The sequence below is a fragment of the Paenalicyclobacillus ferrooxydans genome (assembly GCF_001399675.1).
GTDB lineage: Bacteria > Bacillota > Bacilli > Alicyclobacillales > Alicyclobacillaceae > Alicyclobacillus_B > Alicyclobacillus_B ferrooxydans.
This window is the reverse complement of sequence record NZ_LJCO01000054.1, coordinates 30,759-48,383: the sequence shown is the minus strand read 5'-3', so window position 1 is coordinate 48,383 and position 17,625 is coordinate 30,759. Positions and strand designations below refer to the sequence as shown.

Annotated in this window: 20 protein-coding genes; all 20 read right to left on the bottom strand. The window is 52.2% G+C overall.

Annotated features, from left to right (window positions below; translation table 11 throughout):
• Positions 1–15 precede the first annotated feature (15 nt).
• The 20 genes from AN477_RS13385 to AN477_RS13290 all read right to left on the bottom strand — a co-directional run bounded on the left by AN477_RS13385 (position 16) and on the right by AN477_RS13290 (position 17,434).
• The gene (locus AN477_RS13385; protein ID WP_169787896.1) at positions 16–1,035 is read right to left on the bottom strand and encodes a type II secretion system F family protein; all 1,020 of its coding nucleotides are present in this window, start codon (positions 1,033–1,035) and stop codon (positions 16–18) included.
• 52 nt (positions 1,036–1,087) lie between these two features.
• Entirely contained in the window at positions 1,088–2,116 is a 1,029-nt protein-coding gene (locus AN477_RS13380) for a GspE/PulE family protein (RefSeq protein ID WP_054969667.1), read from the bottom strand.
• 193 nt (positions 2,117–2,309) lie between these two features.
• The gene (locus AN477_RS13375) at positions 2,310–2,765 is read right to left on the bottom strand and encodes a Mov34/MPN/PAD-1 family protein (RefSeq protein WP_169787895.1); all 456 of its coding nucleotides are present in this window, start codon (positions 2,763–2,765) and stop codon (positions 2,310–2,312) included.
• Positions 2,734–4,014: a GTPase ObgE gene (gene obgE / locus AN477_RS13370; protein ID WP_054969665.1), complete on the bottom strand. Its 1,281-nt coding sequence runs from the start codon at positions 4,012–4,014 to the stop codon at positions 2,734–2,736. Before obgE ends, AN477_RS13375 begins: the two co-directional genes overlap by 32 nt.
• A 20-nt stretch (positions 4,015–4,034) precedes the next feature.
• Positions 4,035–4,601: a Spo0B domain-containing protein gene (locus AN477_RS13365; protein ID WP_054969664.1), complete on the bottom strand. Its 567-nt coding sequence runs from the start codon at positions 4,599–4,601 to the stop codon at positions 4,035–4,037.
• 72 nt (positions 4,602–4,673) lie between these two features.
• Positions 4,674–4,976, bottom strand: coding sequence for a 50S ribosomal protein L27 (rpmA, locus tag AN477_RS13360; RefSeq protein ID WP_054969663.1), 303 nt, complete (start codon positions 4,974–4,976; stop codon positions 4,674–4,676).
• Positions 4,977–4,981: 5 nt separating this feature from the next.
• Entirely contained in the window at positions 4,982–5,311 is a 330-nt protein-coding gene (locus AN477_RS13355; RefSeq protein WP_054969662.1) for a ribosomal-processing cysteine protease Prp, read from the bottom strand.
• Between the two features lie 14 nt (positions 5,312–5,325).
• Positions 5,326–5,637 carry a 50S ribosomal protein L21 gene (rplU, locus tag AN477_RS13350; protein WP_054969661.1) on the bottom strand — a complete coding sequence of 104 codons (312 nt, stop codon included), beginning with the start codon at positions 5,635–5,637 and terminating at the stop codon, positions 5,326–5,328.
• 197 nt (positions 5,638–5,834) lie between these two features.
• Complete coding sequence (locus AN477_RS13345; protein ID WP_054969660.1) at positions 5,835–6,731, bottom strand: M50 family metallopeptidase; 897 nt, start codon at positions 6,729–6,731, stop codon at positions 5,835–5,837.
• Positions 6,732–6,739: 8 nt separating this feature from the next.
• Positions 6,740–7,909, bottom strand: coding sequence for a murein hydrolase activator EnvC family protein (locus AN477_RS13340; RefSeq protein ID WP_054969659.1), 1,170 nt, complete (start codon positions 7,907–7,909; stop codon positions 6,740–6,742).
• Between the two features lie 213 nt (positions 7,910–8,122).
• Complete coding sequence (gene minD / locus AN477_RS13335) at positions 8,123–8,920, bottom strand: septum site-determining protein MinD (RefSeq protein WP_054969658.1); 798 nt, start codon at positions 8,918–8,920, stop codon at positions 8,123–8,125.
• A 53-nt stretch (positions 8,921–8,973) separates the two neighbouring features.
• Complete coding sequence (locus AN477_RS13330) at positions 8,974–9,666, bottom strand: septum site-determining protein MinC (RefSeq protein ID WP_245631823.1); 693 nt, start codon at positions 9,664–9,666, stop codon at positions 8,974–8,976.
• A 97-nt stretch (positions 9,667–9,763) separates the two neighbouring features.
• Positions 9,764–10,273: a rod shape-determining protein MreD gene (gene mreD / locus AN477_RS13325; RefSeq protein WP_054969657.1), complete on the bottom strand. Its 510-nt coding sequence runs from the start codon at positions 10,271–10,273 to the stop codon at positions 9,764–9,766.
• On the bottom strand, positions 10,270–11,130 hold the full coding sequence (gene mreC, locus AN477_RS13320) for a rod shape-determining protein MreC (protein WP_054969656.1): 861 nt from the start codon (positions 11,128–11,130) through the stop codon (positions 10,270–10,272). Before mreC ends, mreD begins: the two co-directional genes overlap by 4 nt.
• Positions 11,131–11,165: 35 nt before the next feature.
• Positions 11,166–12,203, bottom strand: a complete 1,038-nt coding sequence (locus tag AN477_RS13315) for a rod shape-determining protein (RefSeq protein WP_054969655.1) — start codon at positions 12,201–12,203, stop codon at positions 11,166–11,168.
• A gap of 43 nt (positions 12,204–12,246) precedes the next feature.
• Positions 12,247–12,945: a RadC family protein gene (gene radC, locus AN477_RS13310; protein WP_054969654.1), complete on the bottom strand. Its 699-nt coding sequence runs from the start codon at positions 12,943–12,945 to the stop codon at positions 12,247–12,249.
• 194 nt (positions 12,946–13,139) lie between these two features.
• Positions 13,140–13,379 carry a DUF4321 domain-containing protein gene (locus tag AN477_RS13305; RefSeq protein WP_245631822.1) on the bottom strand — a complete coding sequence of 80 codons (240 nt, stop codon included), beginning with the start codon at positions 13,377–13,379 and terminating at the stop codon, positions 13,140–13,142.
• A 174-nt stretch (positions 13,380–13,553) separates the two neighbouring features.
• Positions 13,554–14,900 (bottom strand): hypothetical protein, encoded by a 1,347-nt coding sequence (locus AN477_RS13300; RefSeq protein WP_054969652.1) that lies wholly within the window; start codon positions 14,898–14,900, stop codon positions 13,554–13,556.
• 607 nt (positions 14,901–15,507) lie between these two features.
• On the bottom strand, positions 15,508–16,482 hold the full coding sequence (locus tag AN477_RS13295; RefSeq protein WP_054969651.1) for a resuscitation-promoting factor: 975 nt from the start codon (positions 16,480–16,482) through the stop codon (positions 15,508–15,510).
• 175 nt (positions 16,483–16,657) lie between these two features.
• Positions 16,658–17,434, bottom strand: a complete 777-nt coding sequence (locus AN477_RS13290) for a prepilin peptidase (protein ID WP_054969650.1) — start codon at positions 17,432–17,434, stop codon at positions 16,658–16,660.
• Between the last annotated feature and the right edge of the window lie 191 nt (positions 17,435–17,625).

Genomic DNA, 17,625 nt, shown 5'->3' with positions numbered 1-17,625 from the left:
GATCACCCGATCGTATCATCCGGCGACATTCGAGATGAGCGTGTACATCGGTACGTATAAACTGAACATGGTGCCCCCAACCAACAATCCAATCATCAGGGACATGGCTGGTTCTAACCACTGCTGTAGCCTGTCAACGCGCCTGGCAAACTCTTGACGAGTAAAAATCTCTGTCTTGCGAAGCGCGTCTGGAAGGTCCCCCGAGACTTCTGCACGACTCATTTGCAGAGCTAACATAGAGTCATAGTCTCCGCGAAAACATTGGGAAAGGGTTGCCCCGTCCGTCACTTGTTTCGCAATCTGCTCTGCTGCTGTTGTCAACCAGTTTTTTGATTTCGTGCGACTGAGCGACGACACCCCGTCAAGCAGCGGAACGCCGGCTTCAGTCAGGAGCGCCAAGGCAAAACTGAGCTGGTAAGTTCTGTGAATCCGGATGAGTTGAGTGCCAGGAAGCCGTTTGCAAAGCCAGTTCCACGCAGCCGATGGCTGCCCACGCCAGAGGCGGGTTGCAAGCCAGAGAAGTGCAAACAAAACGGCTGTTAAAGAGACCGCCTTTGGAAGCACACCCCAAATTGAAGCAATGATTAACGTTGTCGCTGGGACAGGAAGCCCCATTGCACCATACATACGTTCAAACTGCGGTAGTACTACGGTGCCAATGACAACCATGGTGATCACCGTACCGGCCAAAAGCACAAGTGGATAGGACGCCTTTTTCAACAGTTCTGATCGCCATCGGCGTTGCTCTGTCATCTGGGCAGCCCAATTCTGAAAGACCAAGGGTAATTCGCCAGTCATTTCGGCGCTTTGTAACAGCATTGTTAACCACGCGGGCAAGATGTCCCGATAAACACTGGATATTGGGCTCCCATCGCGGACTGCGTTTCGCAGCTCGGCGAGGTATTTTTGCGAAACCTTGCCTCGAGAAACTTTACGCGCATATTCCACCGCTTCTTCAATTCCGATGCCAACGGTCAGAAGTGTGGACAGAAGAACAAACACCTCCGGAAGTTCAGTTTGCAACCTTCGGCGCATGAGCCACCCACCGCGATTTGCATGTATTATCCCAGTCACCCTGTTGCCACGCTCATGAGACCACATATTGATGTCCCCTTACCCACTGAGCCAACTGCTTACGGACTAACGGCCAACTCAAGTCCGATGCAAGCAGCATCGAAAGCTCTTGGGTCATGGCGTGAATCGAAAAGACGCCAACTTTCTCTACCGGTATGTCACTTGAAGACATCGCTGCAGTCTGAGCGGCCGGTTGGTCAAAACTCCTGCTGCGCAGCTCCAGGTTTTGTACTATCACAGCAGTTAGCGCTTCACTCACAAGAGCGCGGTCCAGTCCGAGATCGACGAGGCGAGCCACTGCTCCAACGAGATCGCGCGCGTGTGTTGTGCTCAACACCAAGTGCCCGGTCAGAGCTGCTCTCAACGCGGTTCTTGCCGTCACATCGTCACGAATCTCTCCAACCATAATGACATCCGGGTCCTGACGCAGCGCGGCTCGCAGTCCAACGTCAAACGTAACGCCAATTCTCTCTCGCACCTGCAATTGGTGGCAGTCCTCGAGGACACGTTCGACTGGATCCTCGATACTAATGACGCGCCGTCCCAGACGGACCAATTGCTCCATCATGGCGTACAACGTGGTGGTCTTTCCGGACGAGGTTGGACCGGCCACGAGGAGCAATCCTGCTTCGGAACCGAGCAGATGCCCAACCGTCTGAGCCTGATTTTGGGTCAGTCCGAGCGCAGATAAGTCGAGTTGCCCTCGGCGCTTAGGCAAGAGTCGCAGTACCATCGCCTCGCCATCCACAGTTGGAAGCGAAGCCACACGCACTGCGGATTCATGTGATTCTGACTCCCAGTGAAACGCTCCGTCCTGAGGTATGCGTGTTTCCGCGACATCCATCTTGGCTAATGCCTTGATCCGACGGAGCACACTCGGTCCCTGGCTCGGCAAACGCAAAACCTGCACGAGCCCGCTGCCAACTCGAAATTGCACGACCAATTCTTCGCCAACCGTGAAGATGTGCACGTCGGAGCACTCTTTGTCGAGTGCTTCGTTAAGTACTTGCTGCAGAATCAACCCAACCGACAGCTCTTCCACCGATATCCCTCCTTTGCTAGGAGAGTTCTAGATGCGGGTATCGCGGCCTGTTTTCCATACATCAGGTTCCGTCTTCTTTTGGGGAACTTTTCAAGATTTGAAGGCGGAGATACAAAAAAACACCCTCGCGTCCCGTTGACAGGTAGCGCAGGGTGTTTCAGATGTGTTCTACAATGTGTGTTCTACAATGTCACTAGCTTATGAACATGAGAGTCCACGCATTTGCACGTTTTACTGCGACAGCATGATGTCTGGCCCACATGCGAAGCATCTCATCCCGCTCCGAAAACCGCATCTGACCGCCCGGATGGGAATGAAACGTAGCGATCGGCACTCGGTTTTGTTGTTTCAACTGATATGCAAACTGAATGACTTCCTGTGGATTGGCCGCCACGGAAGTAGGTGAAGCGTACCCGTGAAACAGATGCAGCAAGAGCGAAGATTCATCGTCGATGAAGCCCGTGTGTTGACTCCAACCTGACTCTTGTGATTGGTCCATGTCACTGATCCGCTCTGTAAGCGGAGCCGTAATCAAGCCACATATTTCATTTGGCAGTGCACCTCTGGCTGCGCGGACGCAGGCATCCGTCAGTTTTTGGTTCCACCACCGCGGCGGGTCACTCGACAAACTCGAATTCCATGTCCCCAATTCGAATGACATCCCCCTCCGCAGCACCGCGTTTTCTTAACGCGTCATCTACGCCACTCGTCCGGAGGATCCGCTGAAATCGTTTGACTGCATCGAACTGAGCAAAGTTCGTCATCTTAACGAGTTTCTCGAGGTCCTTTCCCTCAACCACATATACATTTCCGTCTCGACGAATTTCGAACGACTCTTTCGGTTCAAAGCGAAATACCTTTTGCGTTTCCGGAGTAACTTCTTCCTCTGTCCAGAGGGCGGTTTCCGGTGCGCTGTCGAGAGCATTCGCCATCGCATAAACAAGTTCCTGGACTCCAGAGCCGGTCACGCCAGAAATGGCGTAAACCGCCTTGTCAGGATAAGCCTCTTTGAACGACTGCAGGTTCATCTCTGAGTCCGGAAGATCCATCTTATTTGCTGCAATCAGTTCCGGCTGCACCTCGAAGCGTTTATCGTACGCCAACAGTTCTTCGCGGATAACTTGGTAATCCTCGATGGGATTCCGGCCCTCGGTTGCCCCCATATCAAGTACATGGACAATGACCCGTGTTCGCTCAACATGTCGCAGAAATTCATATCCGAGCCCGTGACCTTCATGCGCACCTTCGATCAACCCGGGAAGGTCAGCAAGTACAAAGCTGCGACCGTCGCCCACATCAACAACGCCGAGTTCCGGAGTCAGTGTCGTAAAGTGATAGGCGCCAATCTTCGGTCGAGCAGCTGAAACAACAGACAGCAGTGTCGATTTCCCTACGCTTGGGTACCCAACTAACCCAATGTCCGCGAGAACCTTGAGCTCAAGGATCAGATTCCGTTCCTCACCTGGTTCTCCTTTTTCCGCCATGTCGGGAGCCTTGTTGGCTTCTGTAGCGAACCGCGTATTTCCTCTCCCGCCGCGGCCTCCGTGTGCGACGACGAGAGACTGCCCGTCACGAACGAGATCGCCGAGGAACGCACCTGTATCCTCGTCTTTCACGATGGTCCCCGGCGGCACCTTGACAATCATGTCCGGCGCACCCTTCCCGTGCTGGTTTTTGGTCTTGCCATGCTGACCTCGCTCAGCCTTGAAGTGCCTCTGATATCTAAAGTCAATCAGTGTACGCAGGCCCTTGTCGACGATGAACACAACATCACCGCCGCGACCACCGTCACCTCCCGCTGGTCCGCCAAGCGGCACGTACTTTTCTCTTCGATAGGAAACGATCCCGTTTCCACCGTCGCCGCCTTTCACATAAATCTTTGCTTGGTCGACAAACATTATCTGTCCCCCTTTCTATGTTATCCGTTGGTGTGCCCCTGATGGATCATCTTCGTTTTGATTTCCGCGGTCACCACGACGCCTTGCAAAACGTTAGCTGCCAAACTGGGAGACCACCACTCATCAAGGTCTGGTCCGTCAATCAGAATTTGCCACTTTGCATGGTCTGCCGTTTCTGCATCATCACTCAACGGATGTGCAGGGTTCGACAACGGCTCTTCCGTCCTGTTCGATGGCAGATGGGTAAGTTTTGCGTTTATGTATTTGCTATTGTGTACCGCGGCCTGTTGCTCAAGCCATGCAATTCCTTCGCATAACGGAGATACGTCAAGGACAGGCGAAAAATTCAACAAGCTTACGCGGAGATGGGAACACGTTGCTGCGGTCCAGAGCAACCTTGCTCCACCAGCATCCTCACTCAGCTGACTCTGCAGCCGCGACAAAGAAGTCAGCCAGCCTGCACACTGGTTGGCTGCATCCAAAGCTTTCTCCGGTTTCCCCAACTGAAGGTACGCCTTGACGAGCTGCATGTAATTCTGCAGGTCATGGCGATGCAACTGAAACGCTGTCCATGAAGACTCCGTCACGCCGTTTGCTCCTCCCAGATTGGTAAAAAGGGACCCGGCATCTGCCAGGCCCCTTATCCGATCTCTCTTTGCTTACGCTTGCAGGGTGACCGCTTCGTCAACAGGATAGACGCTGACGCGCTTTTTGTCACGGCCGAGACGCTCGAACTTCACATGGCCCTCAACCTTAGCGAACAAGGTGTCATCCTTGCCAAGACCAACATTGGTCCCCGGGTGAATTTTCGTGCCGCGCTGTCTGACGAGGATGCTTCCTGCTGTAACGAGCTGTCCATCAAAACGCTTCACGCCAAGGCGCTTCGATTCGCTGTCGCGACCGTTGCGAGTACTGGACACGCCTTTCTTATGCGCAAAACGCTGCAGATTAAATTGCAACATGCCGTTCACTCCATTTCCTGTCTGTACTTTACCTTCACGTGCTTCGGATACGACTCGGCCATCTGTTCGATGCCAAACTGCAAACTGTGCAGTAAAAGTTGTACATTTGCATCAGAACGATAGGCTCTCGGGACCTGGCAATACAGCCTATCCTTTGTATCCGAGGCATCTAGTTCAATGCCAAGCAATGCCTCACAGCTGTTCACTGCATTGTATACCAAGGCGCTGACGCCCGCACATACAATGTCTGTACCTGCCTCGCCATATCCTGAATGTCCTGTCACAGTAAACTCAAGGATATTATCGCCAGACTGGCATACTGTAAACCGTATCATGGGCGACACCCAAATTACGCTTCGATGTTTTCAATCTGAAGCTTCGTAAACGGTTGACGGTGTCCCTGCTTCTTGTGGTAGTTCTTTTTGGATTTGTACTTGAAGACGATGATCTTCTTGCCGCGGCCGTGATCGACCACTTTCGCAGTAACCTTCGCTCCAGCTAAGGTCGGTGCCCCTACCTTCACGCCATCATCGGCACTGACAAAGTAGACCTTGTCCAGAACTACACTGTCACCGACAGCTGCTTCTAACTTCTCGACATAAATGGTGTCTCCCGGTGTGACTTTGTATTGCTTGCCACCGGTTTCTACGATTGCGTACATTCGTGCAACTCCCTCAAGTAGACTCGCTGAAACAGGCGCTCAATCGAGACTTTCGACCGCAATCGGTCGCCTCGCTTCATGCGGCAAAATGTGCACCCTATGTGCACACTGCCCCAAGTATAGCATAGGGTCTGCTCAAGACTCAACCACAGAAACATGTGATTGCCAGGAAGCCGCAACTCGTCCGTAGTGTGCATCTACTCGACAATAGACCGCAGTGTCGACAACAAGTGCCCTGCAAAGACCTCATCTAAGAGTTCGTCCTCTTCGAGGATGGTAACGACCGCTCCTTCACTGTTTCGAACGTAAACCATATGATAGCGATCCGGTGCAAATTGCCTCACCACATCGCGTACGGTGGCGTCAAGTGGAGCCGCGAACGCACGCACGACTTCCGGTGATCTGTCGTGGCGTCTCCGTTTCGCATCGAGAAACCGGATGGTTTCCGTGCTTATCTCCCGCCGTCCCGTGATGGCGCTGACCAGTAAGAATCCTCCGAGCAACAGCGCACCCAGATGGGGGTATCCGGCCCATAAGGATGATGCACCAACAACGAGCAGCAGACCTGCCAGCACCAGTCCCATTCGATACGCCTCCCTCGTCGCAGCTGCAAACCCAATACTCCGAGCCCGGGCTGCACGCAGGATCCGACCTCCATCGAGAGGGAGTCCAGGCAGGAGATTAAACACTGCAATCCACACATTCAGCTGAATCACCATGACTACGAAATCTCGCGGCCAGAGTGAGACTACTTCGCAGAACCATGCCAATCCCACCATCACGAGATTCACAAACGGCCCTGCAATGGCGATATAGGCTTCATGCTTGGGCCGAAAACCAATGCTTCCGTAAGACAGCTTTGCAACACCGCCAAACGGCAGCAAACTGACTTCCTCAATCTGATATCCCAACTGATTTGCAACCGCAGCGTGCCCTAACTCATGAAGAGATACGAGAGCGAACAAAACCACTGCATCACGCCACATTCCGAGTCCCACGGACACCAGAACCACAATGACGAACAGTGGATGAAGGCGAACCTTTCCGATTCCGAGGCCAGGTAAAGCTTTAGACCGGGTGAGAAATCTCGTCAAGGCAATTTTCACGTTGTACCGGCAGTCGATGAAAATACGATGTACTGATGCGGGTTGACTGCCTTGCCCCCCTGCTCAAGCTCGAACATCAGCTTCGGGTTCTTTGAATTCGTCGGCAGTTTTCCAATGACTTGACCACTCGCGACCGATTCGCCTGTCTTCACTGAGGTCGTACCGAGGCCGAAGTAAAAGCTGTTCCCCAGTGTACCGTGGTCAATGACAACCATGATACCGCTTTGGAGCTTCACAACCCTCGACACAGTACCCGAACCGGCTGCTAGGACAGCTTCACCGGGCGTACCCACGATCGCCATTTGCGGATGTGTGGAAGAATAATCTTCTGCAATCGTACCTTGCAACGGCACGTGTAACTTCATGGCACCGGCATTTGTCAAAAACGCAGGTACTGCAATGTTATGCGACTTTAAAAACTGGCTGATAGCCGGCGCTGCGCTTTGCGTGTAATCAGACGAAAACGCTTTTTGATAGACGGTTCGAATGTTTGTCGCAAGGGGAGTTGATGCGTTGTGGGCATATAAACCGACCAGTGCGAGAACAATCGCCCCTCCAAGTTGAAGCATCCATGTCGATCCAGCTGAGCTCCCGCCAGCACTGGTTCGGATGCCTGTTCCTTGGCTTTGTCTCCGTCTGTTCTCCTGGTCATCATTTTGCCAGCGAGCCCGGGTCTCCCCAAATCCCGTGTGCACTGGTTCTCCAGTTCGGCCTGCAGGCTTATTCCGCGTTCGCGGTACAAACCGACGTGCTTTTGGCCGTTTCACTCGGACCACTCGACGCCAGTTTACACTGTCTATCTCCTTTAAGGTTCCGTCCTCGTCAGAAATCCCATATGGTGACTCAAGTTCACTCAGCCACCGTGGACGGTTCTCACCCTGCACCTCATTCGTTATTGATTTTGCTCCCGTCGGGTGCATGACTGATCTCGCATTTTTTACACCTCGCCGCTCTCCAACGACACCATCTGCGTTCATACTGGCTGCATGTTCATCTTGCGCTGCATACAACTGCTCTGCCGCCTTGTTCGTCTCTTTGGGCTTAGCGGAAAGGAGAACCCACGGTAACGGTTGTTCATCATCGGAGGGAACGAGGACTTCTTCATTCCGGTTGCCTCCATCCTGCTTTAGGGGCCACAACGACCAATTAAATCTGCGGGCTGCCATCATAACGCCTCCCCAATCGCACCATCATGCAACACGACATATTCGGATGACTCTATCACATGTCTATGCCGAAGGTGGACAACTATTCATGCATAGGAGGGACCGCCGTGGATGAAAGCTCGCTTTACAACAAAAAAGCACATGAAAAAGGCACATGATGATTTTCGTCATCCATGTGCCTTAGGCTTGCGTTAATACCCTGTCGTGAACCCTTTACGCACGACTCCCAAACAGCTTACGGACCTTTGCCCACAACCCCTGTTCTTCATCCAATACCATCAGAGGCACGGAATCCCCAAGAATTCGCCGCGCAATGTTTCGGTACGCGAGAGAGGCTTTTGAATCAGGCTTCAGAACGGTCGGTTCCCCTTTGATGTTGTGGGCAATCACCGTCTCATCGTCCGGCACAATGCCTAGCAAATCAATGGATAAGACCTGGACAATTTCATCGATGTCGAGCATGTCACCAGCACGCACCATTTTCGGGCGAATACGGTTAATGACGAGTTTCGGCGAACGAATTTGCTGGCCCTCGAGGAGGCCAATCACACGGTCTGCGTCTCGTACGGCTGCCGTCTCTGGCGTTGTTACGACGATGGCTTCATCAGCACCAATCGTGGCTACCTTGAACCCGTGCTCAATGCCTGCAGGAGAGTCGATGATGACAAAGTCAAATTTTTCTTTTAACTGCTGCACAATTGCAAGGACCCTGTCCGCATCGAGCGCAGTTTTATCCTTGGTTTGCGACGCCGGTAAAATAGACAACTGATCTACTCGCTTGTCTCGAATCAGCGCTTGTTCGAGTCTGCAACCACCGGTGGCAACATCAACGATGTCATAGATGATCCGGTTTTCCAGTCCCATTACCACATCCAGGTTTCGAAGGCCGATATCAGCGTCAATCATGCACACGCTCTTTCCCAGCAGTGCAAGCGCCGTTCCGATGTTCGCGGATGACGTGGTTTTACCGACGCCTCCTTTTCCCGAGGTTATGACGATGGCAGTTCCCACAGAACATCTCTCCCTAAGTCTGAATCGATCCCGCTCTCAGTTAACCTGACCCTTTACTTACGCACACTGTGAACGTACAACAGCTTATCCACAGCCATACCGTCCTCGCGAAGATAGGCAAACTCCATAAAAGTTCGGAGAGGTTGACCATCTAGCTCCGGGGCCCGCGATACCCAGTCGGCAATCTTCAACTGCATTGGAGAAAATTCCGCAGCTGCGATGATGGCCGTTTGATTTCCCTGAACACCGGCATGAACTACCCCGCGAAGCCTGCCAAGAACATATACGTCTCCGGTCGCGGCCACTTCTCCACCAGGATTGACATCTCCAATGATTACCACGTCACCGTCAAACAGGAGCTGTTGGCCTGCCCTCACGGTTCCCTTGTATATATGCTCTTTGACTTGACTCATTTTATCCTTGTGATGATAGAACAACGAGTTGCGTGCGCGTGTTTCGTTGCCAAATTCTTTCACGATAAAGTTCTCTTTGTCAATGAAGATGCGCAACAAGTCACGCGTCTCTTCTATCGACAGCTTACGAGCGCCGTAATCGATGAAGACGTTTGTTTCAGGTCCAGAAAACAGAGTGGACAGTTCGCCGTGGAACATTTCCGTCAAATGATTCAGCAGTTCGTCGTGAGGACAGTGATCATCCAGTACGAATAACAAACCACCCTTAACGCCCTTTACAGATACGGGCGGTTTTTGATCTATCTGTCTCTGTTCTGTCATTCGACTTCCCACTGCGTCTCCTCCAAACTCCTGGCCACAATACGGCAAAAGTACTTCGCGATGGTCAAGGAAATCTCCTGCATTTAGTCGAAATTACTCAAAAAATGTCTTAGCGATCCGCTGTTTCGTACCGTCGTTTTTCTTCAGTCCGAAACCAACGCAGAGCAAATGGATAGAGAATCAGCAACAAGACGCCATTCAACATCATCTGCTCCAAACTGACAGACATCACGCCGCTCCATGAATACGTTGAAACATCAAACAGCCGCGTCATTCCATAAGTCAACCAGTCATATAGAAATGTGCACATTAACCCAACAAGAAAGGTAACAACGAAACTGCGCGCTATCAGTTGGGCTAATAGCGTGCCTGCTAAGTAGCCGATAAATCCGTAGGCGAAGGCATTGAGACCGATAAAGGCACCGTAATTGACGTCCTCGATAAAGCCGATGATGATGCCGAGGACCAGCGCCACGCGCGGTCCTCTCGTGGCCGCAATCAACACCAGCAAAACGACGTCAAGGTTCACTTGCACCGACGAGATAGGTGGAATCTGCAGCACAGTGGCTTGCAGTGTTAACCCAATCCAGAGCAGAATGAAGGCGAGTAGATTCCTCATTGGCCAGACTGCCCCTTTACTTTCACCACAAAAACGTCCTCCAGATAGTCAAAGTTCGCTGCCGGAGCGACGGTTGCGGACCTTGTTAATCCTTGGACTCCTTGCGTAACGTTGACCACCTTACCGATAATGATGCCTTTCGGGAAAATATTACTCAGGCCGGACGTCACCACTGTTTGACCCGGTGAAATTTGCGCAATCGGCGACAAGAAGGTCAAATCAAGCTGATTTCTAGCTGTTGATGACCCCACAACAACTCCAAACGGAGGTTGTGAAGAGCCGTTTTGCACCAGGGCACTGACCCCGTCCCCAACTTGAGTATCCGTAATCAGAACCACTTTCGCGCTGTGCGAGGATGCTTCTGCAACACGTCCAACCAGACTTCCGTCTCCAGCGATGACCGCCATGTTCGGCTGGATGCCATCTGCCAATCCAACGTCAATCGTCAATTGGCTTCCCCACTCTGCAGGTTCACGTCCGACAATGTGCGCTGGAACAAGGTTCCATGACGAATTGGCAGACTGTTTAAATTGCAGCATGGTATTTAACCGGGAGTTCTCGGCTTGAACATCTGCAAGTTTTGCCCTCAACTCACTGTAGTTCTGCATTTCGGTCTTCAGTCGAGCATTCTCCACGTACATTTCGTGGAGGTTTTGGATGTCCCCTAGAACCCCGGTGAGTTGGCTAACTGGGCGATAGACCCAGCCGCTGATGGTACTCTGCACGTCCATAATGACGCGCTCAGGCCACGACGCAGTCCGCGCCTTGGCCCGGAGTGTGATTCCTGCGATGATGATGAGCAGAATGACACTCAAAAGCAGCGTAAATAAACGACGGTTGGTAATCAGTCGGGACACCCGCATCCCACTTCCTTTTTATGTACCGACATGCATCAAGCCCTAGCACGTCCTCGTCTCGAAGCGGAGTTCCGCTTCTTGTACACGTCATAATTATCCAGTGCTTTACCAGTCCCTATAGCAACACAGTCTAACGGATTTTCAGCAACGATAACCGGCATGCCTGTTTCCTCGCTCAAACGCGTATCCAGGTTTCTCAGCAACGCACCGCCGCCGGTCAACACGATACCTCTGTCCATGATGTCTGCAGCCAGTTCCGGAGGGGACTTTTCCAACGTCACCTTGACAGCATCAATAATGGCACCGACTGTGTCCGCAAGAGCTTCACTGATCTCACTTGCCGTGACATGAAATGTCTTGGGGAGTCCAGTAACGAGATCGCGGCCGCGAATATCCATTGATTCGGTACTCGACTCAGTCGTCATTGCGGTGCCAACAGAGATCTTGAGTTCCTCTGCTGTCCTCTCTCCAATCATCAAATTATACGCCTTTTTGATGTACTGGATGATGGATTCGTCCATTTCATCGCCAGCAACGCGAATCGAGCGACTTGTAACAATGCCGCCGAGCGAGATAATGGCGACTTCCGTCGTTCCGCCGCCGATATCCACGACCATGCTTCCAGTAGGTTCGCCGACAGGGAGACCTGCGCCAATGGCAGCAGCCATCGGTTCCTCAATCGTTTGTGCATGTCGTGCTCCTGCTTCCACTGCTGCGTCTTCGACGGCTCGCTTCTCTACGGCGGTAATACCAGACGGGACACAAATCATAATTCGAGGCTTTCCTGTCCAGCCGCCTTTGGTTTTCATGGCTTGACGAGTAAAATAACGCAACATTGTTGCAGTGGTCTGAAAATCGGCAATTACGCCGTCTTTCATGGGGCGCACAGCGACAATGTTTCCGGGAGTACGTCCAATCATCTGCTTTGCTTGTTCACCAACAGCTTCAATTGCGCCCGTGTCTGTGCGCATCGCGACCACGGAAGGCTCGCGTACGACGATGCCCCGCCCCTTTACGTACACCAATGTGTTGGCGGTTCCTAAATCAATTCCCATATCTCTGCCGGAAAACATACTTAGAATGCTCCTCTCAAATCCTGTTGCACGGCGCTCGCCGTCATTTACAGTGGCCTTCTGCTCGCAAACTCACATAACGGCCGTCACCGACCACAATATGGTCGAGGACGTCGATGCCTAGAATGCGTCCGACCTCACATAACCTCGCCGTCACAGCCTTATCCTCCGGACTCGGCGTCGGATCCCCGCTTGGGTGGTTGTGCAGACACAGTATCGCCGACGCGCTTTTTTTGACAGCGGACTTAAAAATTTCACGGGGATGCACAATGGATGCATCAAGACTTCCAACGGACACAATTTCTTCACCAATGAGTCGGTGTTTGGTATCCAGGTGCAAAATGAAAAAATGCTCCTTTTTAAGGTGCCTCATCCGATCCATAACATACTCGGCAGCATCTTCTGCACAGCGAATCTGATGTTTATTTTCACCCGGACTACGCACAATACGCCGGCCAATTTCCACGCATGCCGCAATTTGCAAGGCTTTGGCAACACCAATGCCTTGCACTGCCATCAATTCTTCAACGGTCACGTCAAGCAGTCCCAGCAGACCGTTCGCCTGCCTCAAAACCCGATTTGCCAACTCAAGCACCGGGACATTCCGATTCCCGGATTGCAGAACAATGGCAAGAAGCTCATCATTCCGTAACGCTGCCGGACCTTGTTCGAGCAGTCGTTCACGCGGTGCATCAGCTTGCGTAAAGCGAACTCTACTCTGGTTGTGCACAATCGTTTGCATCTTGATCCCCCCGACGTCATGCAAGATACCTCTTACGTTAGGGCGAGGGGAACTTCTGTTCAAACGCCATGGGAGTGTTTTTGTGTGGATGGTGAGCATTTTCGATGTTCTTGTGAAAGACCACTATTCCGGACCAGCACACCTCACGCAAATGGCCTAGGCAAGATTCTATGTACACTACCGATCTTAACCGCCTATTTCATCATGCGATGTGCAATTGCAGCAACAATCACCCCGACGAGTGTCATCCAATTGACTCTCAAAGTGATGTCCAGTGAGTAGCGAATCACCGCCAGGTCAGCTTGGGGCCGCCACTCAACCGAGGTTGTCCGACCAAGGATCGGGATCTGATGGGCTAGCAGTTGCCCGGCAAGGGTCCCGAGAATGGCGCCAAGAAAAAGCATCCCTAGAAGTCTCCAAAATGACCTGCGCACACAAATTCTCCTTCGAACAATAGACCTGCGGTCAGACTCCTGGTGATAACTCGATCACCGACATTTTGTACGCCTATTCGACAAGTACTCTATCGTCTCCTACCCACAATTGTCAATCAAAAATCGCTACCCTCATCGAAATGTAATCAGGTTGGATGGACGTGGTTGGGTGATCTAGTTCGCGGCAAGCGCTTGCTGACGAATGGCATACAACTCTGCCCAGGCTTTGAGGATTTCCCCTTCCGCTTGTTGAGTCTCGTTCCGAGAAAGAAGTGTCGACGCAGCAGTGACGTCATTGTCGAGGGCCCCGAACGACGCCGGCACGCTGCCTGCGGACCAGATTGAGTCTGCCGGCTTCTGTTTGTTCGCATTTTTCACAGCCTGAAGAACATCCCGCGTCGCTGTTTCACCCGCTGCCGCTCCAGTTTCCACTCGCAGCGCAGTTACAACCTCAGCCAACCATTGATTTGCGGCGGCACTGCCTGCCCCGGTGTCGACAAGTGTCGTCGGCAATGATTCAGCCGCCCAACCGACCATATCGACCGATGATTTTGCCCTGGAGGAACTGAGCTTCACCGGCATCTTTACCGCATCTTGCCTAGCCAGTGCCGCATGAACCCAAACGGAGTAGCCGTTCGAGTTTTGAATCACCTCTGCGGTTACACCAGCTTGTCCCAGTTGTTTTTCTGCCGTGTGCGCCGCAGTTGTCGTTCGAAACGGGCCAAACTCCATCATGTAAACCTGAGCACTTGGCAATGTAACCTGAAAGGCGCTGCTTGGTGCGAGCGCAGGCCGCACGTTTGACGACGAGTTCTCAACCTGTCCGGATGAGGCTGCGCTCGCAGCCGGAAGTGTCACCTGATGGAACAAAATGAGGCTGAGACAACCGAGCACAAGTCCAGCCAATGCCCCGCGTTGGAAATGGTCAGACCAGGTAGTAGGAGCCGCTTCAAACCTTTTTGCGGTCTTTGCAATCCGGTTCATCAGCCTCGTCCACGCGGATACTCCGCGCGTTGATGACGGGGACTTCTGCCCGCCCGAGGCATGAGGCCGAGGGCGGGCAGATATCACGCGGAAGTGCACATTTTGCGATCCGGCGTACGCTTGAGAGTCCTCCGTTGGCCCGTGCGACACTCCCGTACGCCGCTGCCATCGGCCACTCGGCTCGCGAGTTCCTCCCAAATCGGCCTCAAACCCGCGAATGTTTTCTTGCTCACGAATATGTTGTTGCTGTTCAAACGACTCAAGGGACGTGTTCTGAGATTGCCCGTCCACCGCAGATGTATCGCTGGGTTCTCTTTCAATGGCTCTGTTTGGTTGGGGTGAAACATCATCCCGGACCCGAACAGTTCCTCTCTCCGCCCCTCTTCGTGAGATATTGCCGTTTTCCTCCAATGTCTTATCCGATGCCTTGTTTTCATCACCTATGTGCCAAACGAACCCGCCGTTCGTACGTACCAGTTTGCCCGCAGGGGTCCGAGACTGTGACTGTTCCGTGATTTCTGCTGTGTGCTGTGTCATTTGCAATGCCCCCTCCATCATCCGTTATCACAAATCTATGACTCTACTTCTAAAGTCATTCCAGTGATATGTCCCTGTCAGACGCAGGACATCGATGTGGAGGAATGCACGGTTCCCGGTTCGGAAAATCGAAATCGTCGAGAGTATGAATCTGATTACGCATTACCGTCAACACGAAGGTATTGATGGAGGTTCTGCGGTTTGGTTACGAGAGAGGAAAATTTGTTCGTTATCTACGATTTCACGCTGAGAACGGATGTAAGAGCGAACAAAATTTCCTCTACTCCCGTGACACTTCGGAGAAAACTGTGCGAACAAGCGTAGAAAGGAAAATTTTTCCCCTATCACAACGAATCAGACGCCAAAATAACGCTGAGAGGCAAGAACTTCCCTTGTTTCGTTTTGGCGATCCGGCATTATTCCTTTTTCTGATCCGGTACTACCCCTTTTGGTGATCCGATGTGTGACCAATGAATCAAATAAATAAGGAGTGCATATTTCTACGCACTCCACGATGGCTCGCGAACAAGCCGACTCCAATCTTTATTTCCCCCTGTGTTCTTCCCCATTAAACCACTCTGCAGTGCTGTATCTAGACCCTTCTCAGTCAATGCACCTCATAGATTGTAATCGTTCGCGCTCCCCAACTGTCCGCCAGCCCAATGGATGACACACAGATGTCAATCCGATAGCCTTGAATGGCAGACCCCGTATCCTCCGCTCTGACAATCCCGATACCGGGAATGTACAACTTTGTTCCAAGCGGAATGACTGACGGGTCTACGGCGATAACACCAGGCTGCGCTGGGACACCGGTTGCAGTGACTCCGCCTGCCACGTAGGCGGTTGCTACCACGGTAAACTGTCTAAGGATGACAAATGATCCTACACCACGGGCAGACAGATGCTGGACATGCGGTCGCGTCCCGACTTCGATAACTTCGTTTACTGGTTTTCGGACCACTCTTGTGGTCGTCGTTGTTCGGATTGCCTTTCCATCCCTCAAGACAGTTGTTGTTGTAATTGCTTCTGACCCTTTCACACCATGCGTCAGCACGCTTTGTTGCCCGACATATAGACTGCTGGTCCGCCGACGTATGGTCTGAAATTGTATTGCCTCTGTCTTGACGCTGGTCGTCGTTCGGTAGTCGTGAACCTGTATTTGTTCTCCGTCACACAAAGCCGATTGCAAAGGTACACTGACTCTTGATTCAGGTCCAAGTTGAACCCCTTGCTGCGATAAAAACTCCGACACAGTTGGTGCAAAGGTTTGCAGTGTCGCGCTGGATTTTCCATCTACAAGCGTCACAACTTTCGGGCTTTGAATGACGATTGCCATTCCGTTGTGTACGTGTGCAGATAAGCCCGGCGAAACGCGATCGCGCTGGCTCACCGGAATGTTCTCCTGACGAAAGAACGATCCCAGAGTACCAAACGTAAATCCACGTACCACGCGGCGTTGTCCATGGTTCACCACCGTCACTGTCTTATAGGCTGCCTTTGCTGTAACACCAGCACCCGCAAGAACTGCAACAATGGCACCGAGAATCAAGTACAACGCCTTGGACTTTGGAATTTGCACTCCATCACCTCTTCTCATTTTGGAGAGAAAAGGAAGATTTCACAAGGGTTGAAGTTGTGCTCATTATATAGACAACAATGGAAGAGTGCAATCCCTCAACTGGACCAGTTGGGAAATCATGTTCAAAACTGTTTACACTTACCATTCCAAGAGGCGGGACCTAGACAAGCGGTACCTAGACAAGGTGAAGGATCGCACTGATATACCAAGAAGCGAGTCTCGGACCGAAGAATTCCGTCAAAATAGTTCCGACTAGGATGTACGGAACAAACGGAATGTACGTCCGCGGCGGAAGCAGTCCCGTAAACCGCATTGCAAGCCCCACAAGCGAACCTGCGGCAGAGGCAAAGACGAGTGTTTCGAGAGCTCCATAAGGTCCGAAGATCGCACCGATGGATAAAAAGAGCTTCACATCTCCCATCCCCATCTTTCCCCGTGAGATGAGATTCAGAAAGAGCATGACAAAAAAACCTGCACCAGCACCAAACAAAGAGGCTGACCAGGTTTGTGTGCCGGTAAGGACGACGATACCCAGCGTTACAAGCGCCCCTGGCAGGGAGAGCACATTCGGTACCCGCATTGAAGTCAGGTCTGTGGCTGTCACGGCGATCATCAACGCCCAGAACACACACCACGCAACAGCGTGAGCAAAGTCTTGCACGTACAGCGTTGTCGCAAAAAATAAGCTGGCTGTAACCAATTCCAAAATTGGATAGCGGACCGATATCGATGTATGGCAGCTTTTGCAGCGACCACGAAGGAGCAGCCAAGAAAAGATGGGGATCAACTCATACCATTGCAGAGTATGGCTGCAGGCAGTGCAGTGGGACCGAGGCGAGAGAATCGATTCCCGTCTTGGTACACGGTAGCCGACGACGTTTAAAAATGACCCTACTACAAGGCCGAAGAGAAACATCGGAACACGCAAGTTCACGGCGTATGATGCGATCACGATAGGAGTCCCTCCCTGAACAGGCGTTTCCGGAGCATACTTGAATACGGTTCCGGATGGCTGTCTCTCCTCACGCGAACTCTCTGTCGACAAGATTCGAGACTACGTGCGACCGTTATCGACAACTTCTTCGACAAACGGAACGTGAATCCTGTTGAACCCTGCTGATCAGTGATATAGTGACGTTAGGG

Coding starts and splice junctions, on each gene's coding strand:
- AN477_RS13385 (WP_169787896.1), bottom strand. CDS start 1,035: ATGCGCCGAAGGTTGCAAACTGAACTTCCGGAGGTGTTTGTTCTTCTG.
- obgE (WP_054969665.1), bottom strand. CDS start 4,014: ATGTTTGTCGACCAAGCAAAGATTTATGTGAAAGGCGGCGACGGTGGA.
- rpmA (WP_054969663.1), bottom strand. CDS start 4,976: ATGTTGCAATTTAATCTGCAGCGTTTTGCGCATAAGAAAGGCGTGTCC.
- AN477_RS13355 (WP_054969662.1), bottom strand. CDS start 5,311: ATGATACGGTTTACAGTATGCCAGTCTGGCGATAATATCCTTGAGTTT.
- rplU (WP_054969661.1), bottom strand. CDS start 5,637: ATGTACGCAATCGTAGAAACCGGTGGCAAGCAATACAAAGTCACACCG.
- AN477_RS13340 (WP_054969659.1), bottom strand. CDS start 7,909: ATGGCAGCCCGCAGATTTAATTGGTCGTTGTGGCCCCTAAAGCAGGAT.
- mreD (WP_054969657.1), bottom strand. CDS start 10,273: ATGAGGAATCTACTCGCCTTCATTCTGCTCTGGATTGGGTTAACACTG.
- AN477_RS13315 (WP_054969655.1), bottom strand. CDS start 12,203: ATGTTTTCCGGCAGAGATATGGGAATTGATTTAGGAACCGCCAACACA.
- radC (WP_054969654.1), bottom strand. CDS start 12,945: ATGCAAACGATTGTGCACAACCAGAGTAGAGTTCGCTTTACGCAAGCT.
- AN477_RS13300 (WP_054969652.1), bottom strand. CDS start 14,900: ATGACACAGCACACAGCAGAAATCACGGAACAGTCACAGTCTCGGACC.